Below are 19,940 nucleotides of genomic sequence, written 5' to 3' on the forward strand. Positions count from 1 at the left end.
AAGTGGAAAAGGAAGTAGGATTTCCAAGACAACCAGGATGTTGGCTTAGAAGCAGCCATACATTCAAAGAGTGCGTAATAGCTCACTGGTCGAGAAATCCCGCGCCGAAAATAAACGGGGCTAAAACATGCCACCGAAGCTACGGATTCTAAAGAAAGAATGGTAGGGGAGCGTACTGTACAGGACGAAGGACAAGCGAAAGCGAATCTGGACAGTACAGTAGAGAGAATGCCGGTATAAGTAACGAGAGTAAGGCGAGAAACCTTACCGTCGAAAGCCTAAGGATTCCTGGGGAAGGATAATCCGCCCAGGGTAAGTCGGGACCTAAGCCGAGGCGAAAGCGTAGGCGATGGAGAACCGGTAATAAATCCGGTACCACCGAAATCCGTCAAAAGAGAAGCAAGGACGCAGCGAGATAAGAAAAGCGTGCGGTTGGTAGAGCACGTCCAAGCAGCGACGAAAAGAGCTTTGAGTGAAGTACCAAAGCTCATAAGAGCTGTGAAGGGGAGCCGAAAGGCGAAGTTTCGAAGGGGCTGCCAAGAAAAGTTGCTATCGAGGATAAGGTGCCCGTACCATAAACCGACACAGGTAGGCGAGGAGAGAATCCAAAGACGAGCGGGAGAACCCTCATTAAGGAACTCGGCAAAAAGACTCCGTAACTTCGGGAGAAGGAGTGCCGAAAGGCCGCAGAGAAGAGGCCCAAGCGACTGTTTACCAAAAACACAGGTTTCTGCTAAGTCGAAAGACGAAGTATAGGAGCTGACGCCTGCCCGGTGCTGGAAGGTTAAGGGGAAGGGTCATCCGGCACTCAACTATACCTATTAGGAGTGAAAGAAATGTATTATGTCTATATAATAAAGAATGAAGATGGAGGCATATATACAGGCTATTCAGAGAATATAAAGAAAAGAGTAGAAGCTCATAATAAAGGACTAAACAAATACACAAAAGGGCATAAATGGGAACTAATCTACTATGAAGCATATAAAGCAAAAGAAGATGCCCAAAAGAGAGAAAAGCAATTAAAAAAATCTCATAATGCAAGAAGATGGTTAAAAGAAAGAATAGCCAAAAGCATAAACTCTTAGTAGATAGAGTTGAGTGCCGGAGAAGCTCTGAACTTAAGCCCCAGTAAACGGCGGCCGTAACTATAACGGTCCTAAGGTAGCGAAATTCCTTGTCGGGTAAGTTCCGACCTGCACGAAAGGCGTAACGACTTGGGCGCTGTCTTGAAGGGGGACCCGGTGAAATTGTAGTACTCGTGAAGATGCGAGTTACCCGCGACAGGACAGAAAGACCCCATGGAGCTTTACTGCAGCTTGTCACTGAATTTTAGTAATATCTGTACAGGATAGGTGGGAGGCAGAGAAATATGGGCGCCAGCCTATATGGAGCCAACGTTGGGATACCACCCTGATATTACCGAAATTCTAACATAGGAGCCGTAAACCGGCATATGGACACTGACAGGCGGGCAGTTTGACTGGGGCGGTCGCCTCCTAAAAAGTAACGGAGGCGTCCAAAGGTTACCTCAGCGCGGAAGGAAATCGCGCGAAAGAGTGCAAAGGCAGAAGGTAGCCTAACTGCGAGAAAGACAATTCGAGCAGGGACGAAAGTCGGGCTTAGTGATCCGGCGGTAGAGAATGGGATTGCCGTCGCTCAACGGATAAAAGCTACCCTGGGGATAACAGGCTGATCTCCCCCAAGAGTCCACATCGACGGGGAGGTTTGGCACCTCGATGTCGGCTCATCGCATCCTGGGGCTGAAGTAGGTCCCAAGGGTTGGGCTGTTCGCCCATTAAAGCGGTACGCGAGCTGGGTTCAGAACGTCGTGAGACAGTTCGGTCCCTATCCGTCGCGGGCGCAGGAAATTTGAGAGGATCTGCCCTTAGTACGAGAGGACCGGGGTGGACAAACCGATGGTGTACCAGTTGCAAAGCCATTTGCACAGCTGGGTAGCCAAGTTTGGAAGGGATAAACGCTGAAAGCATCTAAGCGTGAAACCCACCTCAAGATAAGATTTCCCATCTGGCACTCAACTATACTTACTGAAGGGAAAAAGCACTATGTACAAATGTTAGGGAATAAAATAGATTACAGTAGGTAGAGTTGAGTGCCAGAGTAAGACACCTTGAAGAAGACGAGGTAGATAGGCCGGAGGTGTAAGAGTAGAAATACTTTCAGCTGACCGGTACTAATAAGTCGAGGACTTGACCTTTAGCATTGTGCAGTATTCAAAGTTCATTTAAGAAAAATGAACGAAAGATTTCCGGTGGCAATAGCGGAGGTTAAAAACCCGTTCCCATACCGAACACGGAAGTGAAGCCCTCCAGCGCCGATGGTACTGATTACTCGGGAGAGTAGGTCGCTGCCGGTAAAAATTTCATATATTAGCCCCCTAAGCAAAACTCCTATTTAAGGAGTTTTTAATTTTTATATTGACAAATTAGAAAACCTATATGAATATAGAAGTATGATAAATTTAGTTTGCTTAGGAGGAGTGTTTGTGAAAAAGTTTGTATGCGGTGTAGATCTTGGTGGTACAAAGATAAATACAGGCATTATGGATGTGGACGGAAATATTTTGTGCAATGTGAAAATACCTACAGAGGCAGATAAAGGACCGCAACATGTTATAAACAACATAAAGATAAGCATAATAGAATCTCTTAATAAATTGAATATAGATGTCAGTCAGATTGAAGGTATTGGGATAGGTGCTCCAGGACCTTTGAATGCAGATAGAGGCGTGGTGGAATGTCCTCCTAATCTACCAGGATGGATTGACATCCCATTGGTGGACATATTAAAGAGAGATTTTGATACGGAGATAAAACTTAACAACGATGCTAATGCTGCTGCACTTGCTGAATATTTATTTGGTGCTGGACAAGGAATAAATAATATTGTTTATATGACTGTAAGCACAGGTATCGGTGGTGGTGCGATAATTGATGGGAAATTGTACAATGGTGCAAATTCAAATGCTGCTGAGATTGGACATCACACTATAAATTTTGACGGGCCTAGATGGTGCAACTGTGGCAATCCTGGGTGTTTAGAGTCGTATGCTTCTGGCACATCATTAGTTAAATTTGCAAAAAAGCATATAGAATCTGGAAGAGATACTATTCTCAAAGACAAACCTTCAGGTGAATTAAAAGCAGAAGATATTTTTGATGCTGCAAAATCTGGTGATAAATTGGCTTTAGAGCTTATTGAGAATGAAGCATTTTATTTGGGAATAGGTATTGTAAACATAATGGCATTTTATAACCCGGAAATTATAATAATAGGTGGCGGATTGTCAAGTCAATGGGATGTCTTGTATGACAAAATGATGAAGACAGTTGATGAAAGAGCATTAAAGCCAAATAGGCAGATTTGCAAAGTTGTTAAGGCAAAACTTGGTGGTAATGTGGGACTTATAGGTGCAGCATCGCTGGTACTATAAGGAGGAAAAAATGGATAGATGTCCTTGGTGTCTTAAAGATGAAATATACATAAAATATCATGATACAGAGTGGGGCGTACCAGTACATGACGACAGGATTCACTTTGAATTTTTAGTATTGGAATCGGCTCAAGCGGGACTAAACTGGCTTACAATACTTAAGAAAAGGAATAATTATAGAAAGGCATATAGCGAATTTGATCCACAAAAAGTTTCGCTCTTTGATGAGAAAAAAGTGCAGGAGCTTTTAAATGACGTTGGCATTATTCGAAATAAAAGAAAAATAGAATCATCTATAGCAAACGCTAAGGCCTTTTTAGAAATTCAAAGAGAATTTGGTAGTTTTGATACGTATATTTGGAGTTTCACTGATGGAAGGCCTATCATAAATTATTGGGAAAGCATTGACGAAGTACCTGCTAAAACATCATTATCTGATAAGATAAGTAATGATCTTAAAAAAAGAGGGTTTAAATTTGTGGGATCCACAATAATATATTCACACATGCAAGCGATTGGAATTGTAAATGACCATATAACATCGTGTTTCAGACATAAGGAGCTATTGCAATTTAACTCATAAAAAAATACATGCAGGGCTTGGTGCAAAATGCACTTAGACCTGCCTTTTTTTATTCTTAAAATAATATAATGTTAATAAGAAAGCGTATAGATACTGGTTACTATGGAAATAATTATATTAGAATATTATGAAAGATGGTGTAGCATATGGAAAGCATGTTAAAAACTAAAAAATGCTTTATATGCAATCATGAAAAGACAGACGGTATCGATGTATTGGGAGAATTTTTATGCAATGACTGCCAGAAAATAATCGCTCACATATCTCCAGATGATGCAAAGTACGAATATTACAGAAAAAAGATGATAGATATCTGGCGCAACTACAAAAAAGATTTTGAATATGAGGACTGTTGAAATATGTCCTCATATTTTTTATAGGCAATAATTAGTGTTATATGGTATTATATATGTATAATACGTGAAAAGGTGATAAAATTGACAGCACCGCTTTATGAAGCATTGATTAAATATGTTGAAGACGGTACAATGCCATATCATATGCCGGGCCACAAAGAAGGGAAAATTATTTCCCGGAAATACATAGAAAACATTGCTAAAATAGATGTGACAGAAGTTCCTGGGACAGACAATCTTCACGATCCACATGGACCGATTTTAGAAGCAGAAAGACTTGCTGCCAAAGCATTTGGAGCTAAATCATCTTTCTTTCTTGTCAATGGAACTACGTGTGGAATATATGCAGCAATGTCATCAGTCTTGAATGATGGTGATATGGTAGTTGTTCAAAGGAATTCTCATAGATCTGTCTATAATGGATTGATACTTACTGGTGCTATACCAATTTATATAGAACCGCTTATGGACGATGAAGATGCCATAGCTATGGGTATATCCATAGATGAACTTGAAAAGCTCCTTATAAAACATAAGAACGTAAAGGCAGTGGTCATTACATATCCAAATTATTATGGTTTTTGTGTCGATATAAATAAAGTGGTGGATTTGGTTCATAAATACGACAAGGTATTGATAGTAGACGAGGCACATGGGGCCCATTTTGCATTTTCTGATAGATTGCCATTATCGGCATCTAAAGCTGGTGCAGATATTGTGATTGAAAGTGTTCACAAAACTTTGCCTGCATTTACGCAAAGCTCAATTTTGCATGTGAATACAGATAGGATAGATATTGATAGATTAAGGTTTTACTTAAGCCTTTATCAATCAACATCTCCTTCTTATATTTTGATGACATCAATTGATTTAGCCAGAGATTTTATGGAGAGGGAAGGCAAAGCATTGCTTGATAAATGTTTAGATCTATCGATTCAAGCAAGAAGGCTTATCAATGAGATAGACGGTGTAAGGTGTATTGGCGATGATGTCATAGGCAAGTACGGAATTTACGATTACGATGCTACAAAGCTTACTATCAATGTAAGTGGACTTGGCATATCCGGCAGTGTGGCGGAAAGTATACTGCGAGAAAAATTCAACATTCAGATGGAAATGTCTGACTACAGAAATATACTTGCCATAATGACTGTAGCTGATGATGAAGCATCGTTTGACAAGCTAATAGAGTCTGTCAAAGGTCTTTCAGAGTACAAAAGGAACGAAAAATTAAGCTATTTTGATGGCAACGGTTGCCCAGAAATTCCTGAAATGGCTATGAAGCCAAAAGATGCGGTAAATAAAGAGTATAGATATGTAAGCATGGATGATGCTGTAGGCATGGTTTCACTTGATTATGTAATTCCATATCCACCGGGTGTTCCGCTTTTATGTCCGGGTGAACTCATAAAAAAAGATATGGTACAATATATAAAATTACTATATAATATAGGTATAAAGGTTATTGGCATTGATAATTTAAAAATACGGGTGTGTAAATAATGTACAAAGGAAAACTCATAACGTTTGAAGGAATAGATGGCAGTGGGAAAACTACGCAAATAAATCTGCTTAAAAAATACCTTTTGGAGATTGGACGAGATATTGTTGTTTTAAGAGAGCCTGGAGGTACAGCAATAGGCGAGAAAATCAGAGAAATACTTCTTGACAAAAAAAACAATATAGTCCCATCTGCGGAAGCACTTCTTTATGCAGCATCTCGGGCAGAGCTTGTAAAGGAAGTCATAATACCGTCATTAAATGATGGGAAAATAGTGATTTTGGACAGATTTGTTGACAGCTCAATTGTATACCAAGGATATGCGAGAGGACTTGGTGTAGAGGTTGTAGAGGAGATTAACAGTATTGCCATAGATGGACTTGTACCTGATTTAACTGTGTACTTAGATATAAAGCCTAAAGATACCTTAATGAGAATCGACAGAAGAAAAGACAAGGATCGCTTGGAGATAGAAGATGCAGAATTTCATGAAAAAGTCTATGAGGGATATATGAAGCTTATTAAGTCAAAACCAGGCAGGTATTTTATTGTAGATGCTACGCATGATATTTACTATATACAAAAGGTTATAATTGATGAAGTAAGCAAAATTATTTAAGGAGGGGAAAAAAGTGAAACTGATTTTTGCCATAGTACAAGACGAAGACGTAAGAAGACTTATGGATGGACTTACAGAAAAAGGGTTCAGCTTTACAAGAGTTGCTTCTACGGGTGGATTTTTAAGATCTGGCAATACGACACTTATGATAGGTGTAGAGGATGATAAGCTGGATGATGCTATTGAAGTGATTGAAAAGAAGTGTAAAACGAGGGACAGAATAATCACATCTCCGACTCCTATGGGAGGAGCCACTGATATATTTATACCGCAGCCTGTTGAAGTCTCTATCGGTGGAGCTACAGTTTTTGTCATCGATGTAGAAAAATTTTTCAGGATATAGGTGTTTTTTATGAAGATACAAGAGATAAATTCCAATAAAATAATGACAGGCTATGAAAAAGATGATAGAAGTGAAAGGACTTCTGCCTTAAAATTTGAAGACATCTTTGACAGCGAAATAAGCAAAGTAGAAGAAAGCATGTTAAATAAGATGCTTAATGATATTGATGATGCTGCTGAAAAATTGAAAGAGGAAATGAACTTGGATAACCTTATGGTTTACAAGAGAAAAGTTAAAGAGTTCTTGCAGAAGTCTTTAAATGGCATGTTTCAAAAAAGCAAGAAGGAATCAATAAATCTAAACGGACGAAAAAAAATCTACACTATTGTTGAAAAAGTAAATGATAAACTTGAGATTATGACGAAGGAGTTTTTAGAGGGAAACAAGAAGAATCTTGATATTTTAAGCGCTATTGAGGAGATCAGGGGATTGTTGATAGATATATATTCGTAGGTGAAGCTTCATGCACAAAATTTACGGTCACAAAAACATTTTAGAATTGTTTAATAAAATTATAAATTCAGGGAAAATAGCAAATGCATACCTTTTTGTTGGAGAAAGTGGGTTGGGCAAAGAATACATGGCAAAGTATTTTGCCATGATGGTAAATTGTGTTAAAAGTCCCAAGCCATGCTTCAGTTGCCATTCATGCGTTCAATTTGTATCAGGCAATCACCCTGATATTTTCTTTATAGAGCCTGATGGAAGCTCAATAAAAGTGGATACATTGAGAAATACTGTCATAAGCAATGCCTATATTAAACCGTATAATTCATACAAAAAGATTTTCATAATAAAAGAAGCAGAGAAAATGACAGAGCAATCTCAAAATAGCATTCTCAAGACTTTAGAGGAACCTCCTTTGCACGTTTTATTCATATTGACAGCGTCTAAAATGGATGGCCTTTTACCTACAATTGTATCAAGATGTGAGACAATAAGGTTTAATAGAGAGTCGGATGATGTTATAGAGGATTATCTTGTAAATGAGAAAAACGTCAATGCAAGTGAAGCTAAAAAAATTTCATCTGTTGCTTGCGGCAACTATGGCAAGGCGGATTTGTTGACTGATGAGAAGTATTCAATTATAAGGAATGAAGTCTGGGATGTATTGGAAAGCTTATTAAAAAGCGACAGGGCTTTAAGGCTCGATAGATTTAGATTTTTCGATGAAAACAGAGAAATGATTGATGATGTAATTGATATAATGCTTTCTTACGTAAGGGATATTATGGTTTTAAACTTTAGTGATGAAAGAAGCGTTATAAACAAAGATATGATAGATAAACTTAAAGCAATTTCAAATGATTTGACAGGGCCTAAGCTTAATAATATAATAAATGAGATAGAAGATCTTATATTTAATCTTAAGTCAAACGTCAATTATCAAATGGCCATTGAAAAATTTCTCTTAAGCATTTAGGAGGTTTTATTTTGTATACAGTTGTAGGAGTTCGGTTTAAAAAAGCCGGTAAGATATATTACTTCGATCCAGGTGATTTGCCTATAAATGTAGGTGATAATGTCATAGTGGAGACAGCCAGGGGAGTAGAGTTTGGTGAAGTCGTGGTAGGCAAACGGGAGGTTGACGACGATGAGATTATAGCTCCCCTTAAGATGGTTCTTAGGATTGCGACAGATGAGGACTATGAGCATTACAAGGAGAATAGAGCCTGTGAAGCGGAAGCATTCGGAGTTTGCTTGGACATGATAAAAGAGCATAACCTTGACATGAAGTTAATAGATGTTGAGTACACTTTTGACAACAACAAGATAATCTTCTACTTTACTGCTGATGGCAGGATAGATTTCAGAGATCTTGTAAAAGACCTTGCTGCAGTTTTTAAAACGAGAATAGAGCTTAGGCAAATAGGTGTAAGGGATGAGTCAAAGATTGTAGGCGGTTTAGGTCCTTGTGGCAGACCTCTTTGTTGCGTGACATTTTTAGGGGATTTCGAGCCTGTATCGATTAAGATGGCAAAGGATCAGAATCTTTCACTTAACCCTACTAAGATTTCAGGATTATGTGGCAGATTAATGTGTTGCCTAAAATATGAGCAGGATACTTACGAAGAAGTTAGATCAGAGCTGCCTTCTGTAGGAAGCCTTATAAAAGTCGATGACAAAGAGATGAGGATAGCGGAGGTTGATGTTGTAAGAAAGAAACTTAAAGTAAAGATGAAAAATGCTGAAGGAATAGAGATAACGAAAGAGTACGACCCAGAAGATGTCGTAGTCATAGAAGAAAGCCAAGACGATAAAAAAGATGAGATTTCTGAAATTTATGAAGAAATATTGGGAAGTGATTTTGTAGAATAAAAAAATAGAGGTTTTACCTCTATTTTTTTATTCTACTTTGCCCAGTACAAAGCTTAATATCAGAATAATAAACACTGCCGATGTTATGTATACGTACATATAGTCTTTTTCATGAAGAAATGTGATGATAGATACTCCCACGCGAAATACGGGAGTTAGAATCAGCACTAAAAGTCCTGTCATGATTATGGCGTAAGGCTTTAGAGACATTAGCCCTTTAATTATTGCTATTATAGAAGTAGGATATACGCCTGCAGGGTAACCGCTGTTTTTTGTCACAAAAAATAGAATTAAACCGATGAGAATTATTAAAGCACTTAATAAAACTCCTGCTCTCAATGTTTTGCTTATTATTATCTCCATATTTTCTATTTTTTCATTTTGATTTTTTCTGTCTTCCACGGCTATACCCCCAATCCTTTAAGAAGCATTTCGATGGAAACATAAGCTAAGACAGGTATAAATATTTTTCTTATGGTTGTGCTTTTCATATTTGTCATGATTTTTGTACCCATTGTTGCACCTATAAGTACTCCAAGTGCCACAGGACCAGCTATCTTTGGGTCTATATCGCCTCTTACAAGATACACTCCAGCACTGGCGGCTGCAGTAACACCAATCATAAAATTGCTGGTGGCAGTTGAGACTTTCATTGGAAGTCTCATAAATAGATCCATTGCCATAACCTTGAAGATACCGCTTCCTATACCCAATAGTCCAGATATTACACCTGCTATGTACATCATGCCAAATCCTTTGTTTACTCCGGTGACATTGTACTTTATCTCTTTTTTAAGGACTTTATCGTAGTAAGATCCTTCTAGTTTCAGTTTTTTTGCTATAGGCTGTGATACTACACCTACAGGAAGTTCTTCATTTCGCTTTTTTAACATAGTGAATGCCGAATATAGAAGAAGAAGCCCAAAGATAATATAGAGGTATTTTGAACTTATAAGCCCTGCGATAAAAGCACCTGTCAAAGCACCTGTGGTTGTAGCTATCTCTAAAAACATTCCTATCCTTATATTAGTAATCTTGTCTCTTACATACGTTACAGCAGCACCGCTGGATGTAGCAATGACTGATACGATGCTGGCGCCAATGGCGTATTTTATGTTTACTCCTAAGAGAAGTGTAAGCATTGGTATTACTATTATACCGCCTCCTAACCCTAAGAGAGCTCCAAATACTCCAGCCACAATTGATATGAGAAGTATAATTGATGATGTCAATATCACTTTATCATCTCCTAAATTTCATTATGTTTTATTTCTCTTTCCAACATTATCAGTATTGGAGGAAATGCGTATATGCACATTGTGGAAGCCGCCACGATTCCAGCATCGTTAAATGCCAACGCAAAAAGCATTCCTACAATGCTGCCAAAAAAGCCATAGTAGATATATTTATTTTTCTTAAATATGTTTTTTAGTATTCCTGTAGGCTTATATGACAAGATAAATAAACTAATTATAGTTATGATTAGAACCCATGACCATATTGTGTATCTTATTAATGTCAATTCCATGTCTAATTTGCGGGCAAATATCTTGTATAAAGCTATTATTCCTTCGTTTTTAACAATCAAAGCAGTTTGCGCCATGTGTGTTACAGTGCCCATAAACATTGACGCTATAAACATAAGCGTTAGAAGGACAGCCATGCTTATGAACAAAATCAATAAACTTTTGTAGTTGATTTTGATTTCTGACATAAGCAAAAGCGTTACGCCAAATGCCATAAACCCTGTTATAAATCCGCCAATTTTTGCACCGTATTGGGGCAGCACCATTAACATGAATACTACGGCGAAGAATAATACGCCTAATAATTTATTTATTCTTGTATCGTACTTTTGAATGTATGTCATGATTCCCATTATTGTGGACCCTATCAGCACACCCATGTATTCATTGCCTATTCCGTAAAATCTGGCACCTGCTATGACATCATATCCTAAAATAGAGCCTTTCATCAGATGTGCTCCTGTAAAAATGTCAACCGTGATTGTCAAAGCAGTTAAAAGGCTTATCACTATTAGCATATTAAGTTCATCTTTAGCAAAAAGTTTTATTATAAGCAGTAAAGCTATTGTTATCAGTATCAAAGCGATCATGCTTGAATACACTGTCAAAGGTCCAAAAAGGGATAAAATCAAAAGCGACAGAGGAACGATCATCACACCTAAAACTATAGGTTTCAAGTATTTTAAGTAGTTTATTTTTAGAAATAGTGTAACAAGGTAAAGTATTAAAATTATGATAAGAAAAATTACGTAACTTTTTAAGACAATAGGTCGTGCAGTGTAGATAGATACAACTTTGCTGTTTAGATTTTCCAAGTAGTTGACTTTGTCTTGGGCTTTTATGTTTGTTATGGGATGTCCTAACATTTCTACAGGTGCCTTTATGCCGAAATAATTAAGTATTGTAGGCGCCAAATCTAAATTTGTAATAATTCCATCTCTTTTTGTTGTGATAGATGTTGTAAGTCCGTTGTATCCGGGACCATAGATTATTATTGGCGATAGTAGATTGTTAGTAGACATATCGCTTTTTGAAGGGTAAGGCGTCGCCACTATAAGCAAATCCCTCGATGGATCCAAGTTTTTTAGAAGCTTTCCTATGAATGCATCAGCGTTTTTTATGGCGTATTCTTCATATTTTGATGCTAATTGGTCTGATACGTTGGAAGAATAGCTATCTACTCTCGATGTATCACCAGTGTCAATTACAAAGAATCCACCATTTTTATCGTATTTTTGAAAATAGTCAAAGATTTTGTTGTAATCAGTGCTAATAAAATAGGGGCTATTTCTATCGTACTTCAATACATTTTCACTGACATCGCCAAATGCTGTACCTTTCTCATCCATGGCGATTAGTGCCCCATACCTTCTATATGAAATTGTGTTGTCAGTTATTATATCAGAATTTCCAAAGACGTATGTAGGAATGTTGTTATTCTTTAGCAGTTGTCCTAAAAGGCCAGGTGTAATCTTGTAGTCGGCGTTTTTGCTGCTTTGTATAAGGTTTGATATACCTATATTTACTATGTTTGCATTTCCATAGTCATATCCTGTGTTAAATTTGTAAATTTCCCCTGCAGTACCGAAAGAATATTTTTCGTTCACATTAAGATTTATTTGACCGATGTCATGAGCACTTGCCCTTGTGCCGGTTCCAAATGTCAAATACCCAGATGCATCGACGTAACCATCAGCATTTCTGACATTCATGAGACCGACTGAACCGTTGTCGATTAGCTTTTGAATATTTTTTGCGTCGTACTTAATATAGTCGCTTAGGCTAACCCTGTCGATTATTACAAGCACTACTTTTTTATTGTTGCTTGTATCAGCGTAACTTTTTTGTGGCAGCATAAAAGTCAAAGTCATCAATAAAAGCATAAAAGCAGTGATAAATTTCTTCAAGTGAAACACACCCTCTATAGTTTTTTATTTATTATACAACATAAATGTTAAGAAATTATTAAAAAGAGGGTAAAACCCTCTAATATCTCAAAAGTGGCATGCTCATACATCTTGGACCGCCTCTGCCTCTTGATAGTTCAGAACCTTCGATCTCGATTACCTCGATGCCTTCTTTTCTCATGATTTTATTTGATGATTCATTTCGGGAGTATGTGATGACTTTGCCTGGCGCTATAGCAAGCGTATTTGTGCTGTCGTTCCACTGCTCCCGTGCTGACGTTATGGCATTAAAACCACCTGTAGGTATTATTTCAATATTTCTGAGATTTAATGCAAATTTCAATGCATCTTGGAGATCTTTTTCCTTTTGAATTGAAAAACCTTTGTCATCCTTTATTATGCTGAAAACTCTCAGATCTTTCTTTATTCCAGGGTAGAAGACGAACCTTTCCTTATCTACCATGGTGAATACAGTATCAAGGTGCATGTATGATCTGTTTATGGGAATCTGGACGACAAGGATGTGTTCTACTGTTGAATTGCCTTCAAAAAGATTGCGGGCAAGTCTTTCTATTGCTTGTGGCGTAGTCCTTTCGCCGCATCCTACTGCTATTACCTTGTCGCTTAATATAAGCACATCTCCGCCTTCTAAAGAGTGAAAGTAAGTGTTGTCGTACCAACATGGAACGTTATTTTTCTTGAAAATATCGTGGTTTTTGTATATGTATTTCATTATGAGCGTTTCAGGCTTTCTCGCCGCAGACTTCATGGAGCTTATCATAAATCCTCCATCTATCATTGCACCGGGATCTCTGGTAAAATACATATTTGGGACAGGCTTAATGTAAAAATAGTGTTCTTCGTAGATGAATTCAGCCAGGCCTTTTGGGATGATATTGTCAATATCGCCTTTTTCAAGTCCGCTTATGGCAATTTCAGCAATATCATTGCAGCGTAAATCCATAAGGTAATCTTTAAGGTAGCTTTCTGTTTCGGTATTTGTTATGCCATTTATCTTCAGAAGATCTATTATAAATTGTTCTTTTATAGCTTCATCTTTTAATACATCCTGAAGAAGGTCTTTTACGTACAAAACAGTTATACCGTTATCTTTTAATACTTTGGCAAATTCATCATGTTCCTCTTGAATCTTTCTAACCCATGGAATATCATCAAAAAGCAGTTCTGCTAAATTTTGAGGCGTAAGTCTTTCTAATTCCTTTCCAGGTCTGTGCAATACGACTGCTTTTAAAGTTCCTATTTCTGATGATACATGTGGTACTAATAATGGATGCGTCACCAACACATTCCTCCCTATGCATAAACTCTTTATATAGTATACTTTGCTTATATCTATTTTTCAATACGATTTATATTAATTTATTGATATGGTAAAATTATTTGTAACGAGGTGGTAATATGCTAAAAAATGGTGAGAGAATTGACGATTTGAATTTGAATGGGCTTAAGCTCATACAGAGGGAAGACATGTTTAAATTTGGAATGGATGCTGTGCTGCTTTCCAATTTTGTATACACAAAAAGAGGAGATAAGATTGTAGATTTAGGGTGCGGAACAGGAATCATACCGATTTTGATAGCAGGAAAATCGAGAGATACACGTATTGTAGGTGTTGAAATACAAAGTGAAGTTGCCAATATTGCTATAAGAAATGTATATCTCAATAATTTTGAAGGTAGAATAGACATAATAAACGATGATATTCGAAATGTTGTGGATAAATTGGGGATTGAAAAATATGATATTGTTACATCCAATCCTCCGTACATGCGGCACAAGACAGGATTTGACAAAAATAGCGAAAGTGAAAACATATCGCGATACGAGTTAAATGGCGGGCTTGACGATTTTATAAAGGTTGCGTCAAGGCTTTTGAAGTTTGGAGGCAAGTTTTTTTTAGTGCATAGAGTGGATAGGATTGTGGATATTGTTTATAATTTGCGGATTTGCAACTTAGAACCTAAAAAAATAAGGTTCATCCATCCACATATTGGGGAAAAGCCGAATTTAGTCTTGGTGGAGGCAAAGAAAGGCGCAAAAAGTGGTGTTGTAATAATGCCGCCTCTCTATGTCTACGAAGAAAATGGAGGATATACAAAAGAACTTTTAAGTATATACGGGAAAACTTCGATAGAGGAGGAATAACATGTCTGGAAGATTGTATTTGTGCCCAACACCAATTGGAAACTTGGAAGACATAACCTTAAGAGTTTTAAAGGTGCTTAAAGAAGTGGACATAATTGCTGCTGAAGACACGAGGCAGACTTTAAAACTTTTGAATCATTACGACATAAAAAAAACCGTAGTAAGCTACCATGAGCATAACAAAGCTTCAAGAGGCGAAAAACTTTTAATAGATTTAAAGGCTGGGAAGAATGTAGCGCTGGTTACTGATGCTGGTACACCGGGCATATCTGACCCTGGGGAAGACCTTGTAAAACTTTGCTTAGAAGATAAGATAAATGTAGTATCGCTTCCCGGCGCTACAGCAATAACAACGGCATTAGTAGGCTCTGGGCTTGACACAAAGAAGTTTGTTTTCTTAGGATTTTTGCCAACAAAGAAAAGCGAGAGAGAAAGCGCTTTGGATGAGATAGGGAGAGAAAAGAGAACGGTTATCATTTATGAGGCGCCTCATAGAATTGTCAGGACGTTGGAAGAATTAAAGCCATACATAGAAGGCAGAAAGGTTGTAATAGCAAGAGAGCTTACAAAAGTGCACGAAGAGTATATAAGGGGAACGGTAGATGAGGTTCTATTAAAATTAGGAGATGATGTAAAAGGAGAAATTGTGGTCCTTATAGAAGGTGGGAAAAATCAAGTTGCGATGGAACCAAAGGAGCTTCTCAGAAAATACATTGAATGCGGCATGGATAAGAAAGAAGCGATTAAATTGACGGCTAAACAATTAAAAATACCAAAAAGCGAAATTTACAAGCTCGCATTGAAGGATGAATCGTAATTCGATTTCGCCTATCAGTATCAATTGATAATGATAATCAATAATTTCGGCTATAAAAATATCTTAATATATTGCATAATTTTTAGTTTAAGCATATAATATGTATTATATTAAAAATTATCAATTGATACAAAGGGGTTTTACGATGAATTCATTTAAAAAGATAAAGAATGTTTTGATACTTATACTTTTTATAAATATAGCTGTGGCGTTAGCTAAACTTTTGTACGGCTTGCATATAAAAAGCGCCAGTATGGTGGCTGATGGGTTTCATTCATTATCAGACAGTTCAGGTAATATAGTAGGCCTTGTAGGCATATATTTGGCGTCAAAACCGCAGGATGAAGAACATCCTTATGGGCATAAAAAATTTGAGACGTTTTCGTCAATTTTTATATCTGTGATGCTATTTGTAGTAAGTTATACTATACTAAAAGAAGCTTATGGCAGGCTTTTAAATCCTGTAGAACCAAAAATCACGTTAGACAGCTTCATAATAATGATTACTACATTATTGCTTAACATATTTGTATTTGCTTACGAGTACAGGCAAGGAGTAAATTTAAAAAGCGACATACTTGTATCTGATTCACTTCACACAAAAAGCGACATCTACGTGTCTGTCTCTGTTCTTATAACACTTATTGCATTAAAACTTGGAATACCGCCATACATCGATCCGCTGATGTCTATAGCAATATCGATATTCATCGTAAAAGCAGGTATTGAAATAATAAAGCACAGCTCCGACATTTTGTGCGATAGGATTGTCATAGATTCAGAAAAAATCCGCGACATCGCTTTATCCGTAAAAGGTGTGCTTTCATGCCATCAAATAAGAAGCAGAGGTAGAGAAGACGACATAAATATAGACATGCATATAATGGTTGACCCGAGTGAAAATATAAAAGATGCTCATTATATAGCTGATCAGTTGGAAGAAAAATTAAAAAAGGAAATACCTGGTGTTACAGAAGTCATTGTTCATATAGAGCCTTACGATAAAAATGAAGTAACAGAGTAAAAAAATAATAGAAGTAAAACTTCTATTATTTTTTAATATTATTCGCTTTTTTTAATGTCATCGAGGCATGTCTTGCAGATATTTTTGCCTTTGTAATTGACGACATTTTCTGCATTGCCGCAGAAAATACATGCAGGCTCGTACTTTTTAAGTACAATCTGCTCGCCATCCACGTAGATTTCTAAAGCGTCTCTTTCTGCAATATTCAGAGTCCTTCTAAGTTCGATAGGAATGACGACTCTTCCTAACTCATCCACTTTTCTTACAATTCCTGTGGATTTCAACATATCTCTCCCCTCCTAAAACTACAAAATTCGACAAATTCTTTGCATTCTAATAATACCAAGTTTTGAAAAATAAGTCAATAGTTTAATGGCATTTTTTTTTAAAAATAACATAAATTTTTATGGGATGGGGGAGATAAAATTGATAAATTATATATGGATCTTCATGATTGGTACAGGTGTAATTGTCGGCATGATAAATGGTAGGATGGGGGAGGTATCAAAAGCTATAATAGATTCATCTGAGTCGGCTGTTACAATATCAATAGGACTCGTAGGCATCATGTCTTTATGGTTAGGTATAATGCAGATAGCTGAAAAATCTGGACTTATGGATGCATTGGCAAAAGTTTTAAAGCCAGTCATAGTAAAACTATTCCCTGAGATACCAAAAGATCATCCTGCTATTGGTGCTATGATAATGAATATATCAGCAAATATGTTGGGATTAGGAAATGCGGCTACGCCTTTTGGAATAAAAGCGATGGAATACCTTCAAGAATTAAATAAAAAGGATGTTGCATCTAATTCCATGTGCACATTTCTCGTTATAAATACTGCATCAGTGCAGCTTCTTCCTGCTGTTATGATAGGATTAAGGGCTTCTTTAGGTGCGAAAAATCCAGCGGATTTTGTGTTGGCTGGACTTTTATCCAGCATTACAGCTTTAACCGTAGGCCTTGTGGTCGTGAAATCACTTGAAAAATCATCACTTTTTAAGGAGTGATATTTTTGCTTAAATCAATTTCCGAGTTTATAATTCCAGCTATCATGTTTTTGATTCCTGTATATGGTTTAATTAATCATGTAAAAATTTATGAAGTCTTTTTAGATGGTGCAAAAGAAGGCATTAATACGATAATAAAAATATTTCCTGCTTTGCTGGCAATGTTGGTGGCAGTGGGAGTCCTGAGAGCATCCGGAACTTTAGATATCTTTGCAAAGTGGATTTCACCGCTTACTGCAACAATTGGAATGCCGTCAGATGTAGTGCCATTGGCTCTCATAAGGCCTCTATCTGGAAGCGGTGCATTAGGCATAGTGACAGAACTTATTAAATCTCATGGGCCTGATTCGTTTACAGCCAGACTTGCTTCTGTTATGTATGGCTCTACAGAGACTACGTTTTACGTTTTATCGGTTTATTTTGGATCTGTTGGAGTTAAAAAGATGAGACATTCCATAATAGCAGGCATTGCTGCTGATATCGCTGCAATACTGTCATCTGTTTTTTACAGCAGATTGTTTTTTTGAAACTTCAAATCTGATATACTAAAGACAGTAATATAAAAACGAGGAGTTTACATGATATGGGGATATTGATAAACAGGTTAAAGCGCATACTATCTGATGAGGCCGAAAAAGTCTATATTGTAGGAGGAACCATAAGAGACAGAATACTAAATGTAAATATAAGCGATTATGATTTTGCTGTATTGGGTGATGCTGCTTCGGTTTCAAAGCTTGTATGTGATAAGCTAAAAGGTTCTTATGTGCCTTATGCAGAGGACAGAGGTACATATAGAGTCGTATATGAAAATGTAGTGCTGGATTTCACGCAAATTAGAGGGGAAAATATAGATGAAGATTTGATTCATAGGGACTTTACGATAAATGCGATGGCAATAAGGCTAAATGATTTTTTTGATGTAGACTTGATAGTAGATCCTTTAGGAGGGTTAAAGGATTTAAGAGAAAAGAAGATAAAATGCGTAGGGAAAAGTTCCTTCGATGATGACCCTTTAAGGATGCTTAGAGCTATTAGATTTGCAGCCAAATACAATTTTTCTATAGATGAGGATTCCAAAAATCTTATAAGAGAAAAAGCCGATTTGATTAAGAACGTTTCTTCAGAAAGGATCATGAGTGAAATATATTCTATACTTAAGTCAAAGGAGTCATTTAAATACTTACAAATGATGGACGAGCTGGGGTTAATCGATGCGCTTTTTCCTGAGATAGCTGAGATGAAAGAGATAGGCAAGTGTTATTATCAGGTTTTGGACTCATGGCATCATTCCATAAAGACGATAGAAGAATATGAAACAATTGTAAATGAGCTCAGATTTCCTTCAGATATAGAAAATTTGGTCAAAAAGTACCTTGATAAAGATCTTTCCTCAGGAAACAAGCTAAAAGATGTATTGAAACTTGCTGCAATGTTTCATGAAATCGGCAAAAAAGATGCTATTTACATAGATTCTGATAATAGGCTTCAGTTTTACAATCATGATGTAAAAGGAGAAAAAATTGTTGCAGATATAGCTAAGAGATTAAAACTGGCGAAAAAAGAAGCATCTCTGATAAAGAAGATGGTTTTGTACCACGTAAATCCATTTTTACTTTACATAGATGGGACTGGAAACAAAGCATTGTTTAAGTTTTTTTCTGACCTTGAAGAAAATGCTATAGGGTGTTTGCTTTTGTCGTTAGCTGATATTACTTCGTCTATGAAAGGACAAGGCAGGTTGAATGAAGCTTCATGCTATAGGAATTTTATAACAAAGCTATTAAGAAGGTACATGGACTTTGAAAAGACGAAGACACCACTTCTTACGCCGCTTGATATAATAGTCAATTTCGATCTTAAAGATTATAAGCTTTTAAATCAAATACTATACGAATTGAGAAAGAATCAATTTTACGGTGAAATAGAAAGCAGAGAAGACGCAGTAAAATTTGTAGAGGAAAGAATGAAGATGGAGAAAATATAGTTGACAATACATTTGCGGTAAAGTATATTATTATGTAATGATGTAAATAATATATAAAAAGGCAATGAAGGGAAGAGTAGAAAGGAATTTCTCTTAAAGAGAGCTGGGTTAAGGTGAAAGCCAGTAGGGAATGAACTTTTGAACATGGACCTTGAGCTTCAAAGCTGAAATTAAGTAGGCTTTGGCGGGATTTCCCGTTACAGAGTAGGAGTGTGACAGCACTTTATGAGGCATACGGCCGTGAGGCGTATGTGAAAAGGGTGGTAGCGCGATCAAACTCGCCCCTTAATGGGAGGCGGGTTTTTTTACGCCTTAAAATAAATTTAG

20 protein-coding genes, 2 rRNA genes and 1 other annotated feature (1 of these 23 running past the window's edge) are annotated in these 19,940 nt (G+C 36.9%); of the genes, 17 read left to right on the plus strand and 5 right to left on the minus strand.

Going from position 1 to position 19,940, the window contains the following annotated elements; all coding sequences use genetic code 11:
• The 11 genes from THEXY_RS00400 to THEXY_RS00450 all read left to right on the plus strand — a co-directional run.
• Nucleotides 1-2,218, plus strand: a 23S ribosomal RNA gene (locus THEXY_RS00400) (it extends 1,152 nt beyond the left edge of the window).
• Between the two features lie 50 nt (nt 2,219-2,268).
• A 5S ribosomal RNA gene (gene rrf / locus THEXY_RS00405) occupies nt 2,269-2,377 on the plus strand.
• A gap of 129 nt (nt 2,378-2,506) precedes the next feature.
• Complete coding sequence (locus tag THEXY_RS00410) at nt 2,507-3,454, plus strand: ROK family protein (RefSeq protein ID WP_013786895.1); 948 nt, start codon at nt 2,507-2,509, stop codon at nt 3,452-3,454.
• A gap of 10 nt (nt 3,455-3,464) precedes the next feature.
• A complete protein-coding gene (locus THEXY_RS00415; protein WP_013786896.1) occupies nt 3,465-4,037 on the plus strand; it encodes a DNA-3-methyladenine glycosylase I in 573 nt (190 codons plus the stop codon).
• Nucleotides 4,038-4,183: 146 nt separating this feature from the next.
• Nucleotides 4,184-4,393: a sigma factor G inhibitor Gin gene (locus THEXY_RS00420; protein WP_013786897.1), complete on the plus strand. Its 210-nt coding sequence runs from the start codon at nt 4,184-4,186 to the stop codon at nt 4,391-4,393.
• 81 nt (nt 4,394-4,474) lie between these two features.
• Entirely contained in the window at nt 4,475-5,896 is a 1,422-nt protein-coding gene (locus tag THEXY_RS00425; RefSeq protein WP_013786898.1) for an aminotransferase class I/II-fold pyridoxal phosphate-dependent enzyme, read from the plus strand.
• Nucleotides 5,896-6,513, plus strand: coding sequence for a dTMP kinase (gene tmk, locus THEXY_RS00430; protein WP_013786899.1), 618 nt, complete (start codon nt 5,896-5,898; stop codon nt 6,511-6,513). Before THEXY_RS00425 ends, tmk begins: the two co-directional genes overlap by 1 nt.
• 13 nt (nt 6,514-6,526) lie before the next feature.
• Complete coding sequence (gene darA, locus THEXY_RS00435) at nt 6,527-6,856, plus strand: cyclic di-AMP receptor DarA (RefSeq protein ID WP_013786900.1); 330 nt, start codon at nt 6,527-6,529, stop codon at nt 6,854-6,856.
• A 9-nt stretch (nt 6,857-6,865) separates the two neighbouring features.
• Complete coding sequence (locus THEXY_RS00440; protein WP_013786901.1) at nt 6,866-7,309, plus strand: YaaR family protein; 444 nt, start codon at nt 6,866-6,868, stop codon at nt 7,307-7,309.
• A 10-nt stretch (nt 7,310-7,319) separates the two neighbouring features.
• Entirely contained in the window at nt 7,320-8,279 is a 960-nt protein-coding gene (gene holB, locus THEXY_RS00445; protein WP_013786902.1) for a DNA polymerase III subunit delta', read from the plus strand.
• An 11-nt stretch (nt 8,280-8,290) separates the two neighbouring features.
• Entirely contained in the window at nt 8,291-9,175 is an 885-nt protein-coding gene (locus THEXY_RS00450; protein ID WP_013786903.1) for a PSP1 domain-containing protein, read from the plus strand.
• Nucleotides 9,176-9,202: 27 nt separating this feature from the next.
• Here the strand turns inward: THEXY_RS00450 and THEXY_RS00455 are convergent, their stop codons facing one another.
• The 4 genes from THEXY_RS00455 to THEXY_RS00470 form a co-directional block, all read right to left on the minus strand.
• Complete coding sequence (locus THEXY_RS00455; RefSeq protein WP_041592158.1) at nt 9,203-9,538, minus strand: DUF1634 domain-containing protein; 336 nt, start codon at nt 9,536-9,538, stop codon at nt 9,203-9,205.
• A 41-nt stretch (nt 9,539-9,579) separates the two neighbouring features.
• Nucleotides 9,580-10,413: a sulfite exporter TauE/SafE family protein gene (locus tag THEXY_RS00460; protein ID WP_013786905.1), complete on the minus strand. Its 834-nt coding sequence runs from the start codon at nt 10,411-10,413 to the stop codon at nt 9,580-9,582.
• An 11-nt stretch (nt 10,414-10,424) separates the two neighbouring features.
• Entirely contained in the window at nt 10,425-12,608 is a 2,184-nt protein-coding gene (locus THEXY_RS00465; RefSeq protein ID WP_013786906.1) for an alkaline phosphatase family protein, read from the minus strand.
• A gap of 79 nt (nt 12,609-12,687) precedes the next feature.
• On the minus strand, nt 12,688-13,908 hold the full coding sequence (locus tag THEXY_RS00470; RefSeq protein ID WP_013786907.1) for an arginine deiminase: 1,221 nt from the start codon (nt 13,906-13,908) through the stop codon (nt 12,688-12,690).
• 119 nt (nt 13,909-14,027) lie between these two features.
• On the opposite strand from THEXY_RS00470, the gene THEXY_RS00475 reads away from it, so the two are divergent.
• The 3 genes from THEXY_RS00475 to THEXY_RS00485 all read left to right on the plus strand — a co-directional run bounded on the left by THEXY_RS00475 (nt 14,028) and on the right by THEXY_RS00485 (nt 16,615).
• Nucleotides 14,028-14,774, plus strand: a complete 747-nt coding sequence (locus tag THEXY_RS00475) for a tRNA1(Val) (adenine(37)-N6)-methyltransferase (RefSeq protein ID WP_013786908.1) — start codon at nt 14,028-14,030, stop codon at nt 14,772-14,774.
• A 1-nt stretch (nt 14,775) separates the two neighbouring features.
• Nucleotides 14,776-15,591 carry a 16S rRNA (cytidine(1402)-2'-O)-methyltransferase gene (gene rsmI, locus THEXY_RS00480; RefSeq protein WP_013786909.1) on the plus strand — a complete coding sequence of 272 codons (816 nt, stop codon included), beginning with the start codon at nt 14,776-14,778 and terminating at the stop codon, nt 15,589-15,591.
• 145 nt (nt 15,592-15,736) lie between these two features.
• The gene (locus THEXY_RS00485; RefSeq protein WP_013786910.1) at nt 15,737-16,615 is read left to right on the plus strand and encodes a cation diffusion facilitator family transporter; all 879 of its coding nucleotides are present in this window, start codon (nt 15,737-15,739) and stop codon (nt 16,613-16,615) included.
• A gap of 38 nt (nt 16,616-16,653) precedes the next feature.
• Here the strand turns inward: THEXY_RS00485 and THEXY_RS00490 are convergent, their stop codons facing one another.
• A complete protein-coding gene (locus THEXY_RS00490; protein WP_013786911.1) occupies nt 16,654-16,902 on the minus strand; it encodes an AbrB/MazE/SpoVT family DNA-binding domain-containing protein in 249 nt (82 codons plus the stop codon).
• A gap of 139 nt (nt 16,903-17,041) precedes the next feature.
• Between THEXY_RS00490 and THEXY_RS00495 the strand changes: the two genes are divergently transcribed.
• From THEXY_RS00495 to THEXY_RS00505, 3 genes are read left to right on the plus strand one after another with little or no spacing between them, the layout of a single operon-like run.
• Nucleotides 17,042-17,626 carry a nucleoside recognition domain-containing protein gene (locus THEXY_RS00495; RefSeq protein ID WP_013786912.1) on the plus strand — a complete coding sequence of 195 codons (585 nt, stop codon included), beginning with the start codon at nt 17,042-17,044 and terminating at the stop codon, nt 17,624-17,626.
• 5 nt (nt 17,627-17,631) lie between these two features.
• A complete protein-coding gene (locus tag THEXY_RS00500; protein ID WP_013786913.1) occupies nt 17,632-18,153 on the plus strand; it encodes a spore maturation protein in 522 nt (173 codons plus the stop codon).
• Between the two features lie 56 nt (nt 18,154-18,209).
• Nucleotides 18,210-19,613, plus strand: a complete 1,404-nt coding sequence (locus THEXY_RS00505) for a CCA tRNA nucleotidyltransferase (protein WP_013786914.1) — start codon at nt 18,210-18,212, stop codon at nt 19,611-19,613.
• Nucleotides 19,614-19,668: 55 nt separating this feature from the next.
• Nucleotides 19,669-19,902 (plus strand) — a binding site (T-box leader).
• Nucleotides 19,903-19,940 lie beyond the last annotated feature (38 nt).

This window comes from Thermoanaerobacterium xylanolyticum LX-11 (genome assembly GCF_000189775.2).
Lineage (GTDB): Bacteria > Bacillota > Thermoanaerobacteria > Thermoanaerobacterales > Thermoanaerobacteraceae > Thermoanaerobacterium > Thermoanaerobacterium thermosulfurigenes.

What these genes read in the sequence shown, in the direction of transcription:
- THEXY_RS00415 (WP_013786896.1), top strand. Translation starts at nt 3,465, where the DNA reads ATGGATAGATGTCCTTGGTGTCTTAAAGATGAAATATACATAAAATAT.
- THEXY_RS00420 (WP_013786897.1), top strand. Translation starts at nt 4,184, where the DNA reads ATGGAAAGCATGTTAAAAACTAAAAAATGCTTTATATGCAATCATGAA.
- tmk (WP_013786899.1), top strand. Translation starts at nt 5,896, where the DNA reads ATGTACAAAGGAAAACTCATAACGTTTGAAGGAATAGATGGCAGTGGG.
- THEXY_RS00440 (WP_013786901.1), top strand. Translation starts at nt 6,866, where the DNA reads ATGAAGATACAAGAGATAAATTCCAATAAAATAATGACAGGCTATGAA.
- holB (WP_013786902.1), top strand. Translation starts at nt 7,320, where the DNA reads ATGCACAAAATTTACGGTCACAAAAACATTTTAGAATTGTTTAATAAA.
- THEXY_RS00455 (WP_041592158.1), bottom strand. Translation starts at nt 9,538, where the DNA reads ATGGAGATAATAATAAGCAAAACATTGAGAGCAGGAGTTTTATTAAGT.
- THEXY_RS00475 (WP_013786908.1), top strand. Translation starts at nt 14,028, where the DNA reads ATGCTAAAAAATGGTGAGAGAATTGACGATTTGAATTTGAATGGGCTT.
- rsmI (WP_013786909.1), top strand. Translation starts at nt 14,776, where the DNA reads ATGTCTGGAAGATTGTATTTGTGCCCAACACCAATTGGAAACTTGGAA.
- THEXY_RS00485 (WP_013786910.1), top strand. Translation starts at nt 15,737, where the DNA reads ATGAATTCATTTAAAAAGATAAAGAATGTTTTGATACTTATACTTTTT.
- THEXY_RS00490 (WP_013786911.1), bottom strand. Translation starts at nt 16,902, where the DNA reads ATGTTGAAATCCACAGGAATTGTAAGAAAAGTGGATGAGTTAGGAAGA.
- THEXY_RS00505 (WP_013786914.1), top strand. Translation starts at nt 18,210, where the DNA reads ATGGGGATATTGATAAACAGGTTAAAGCGCATACTATCTGATGAGGCC.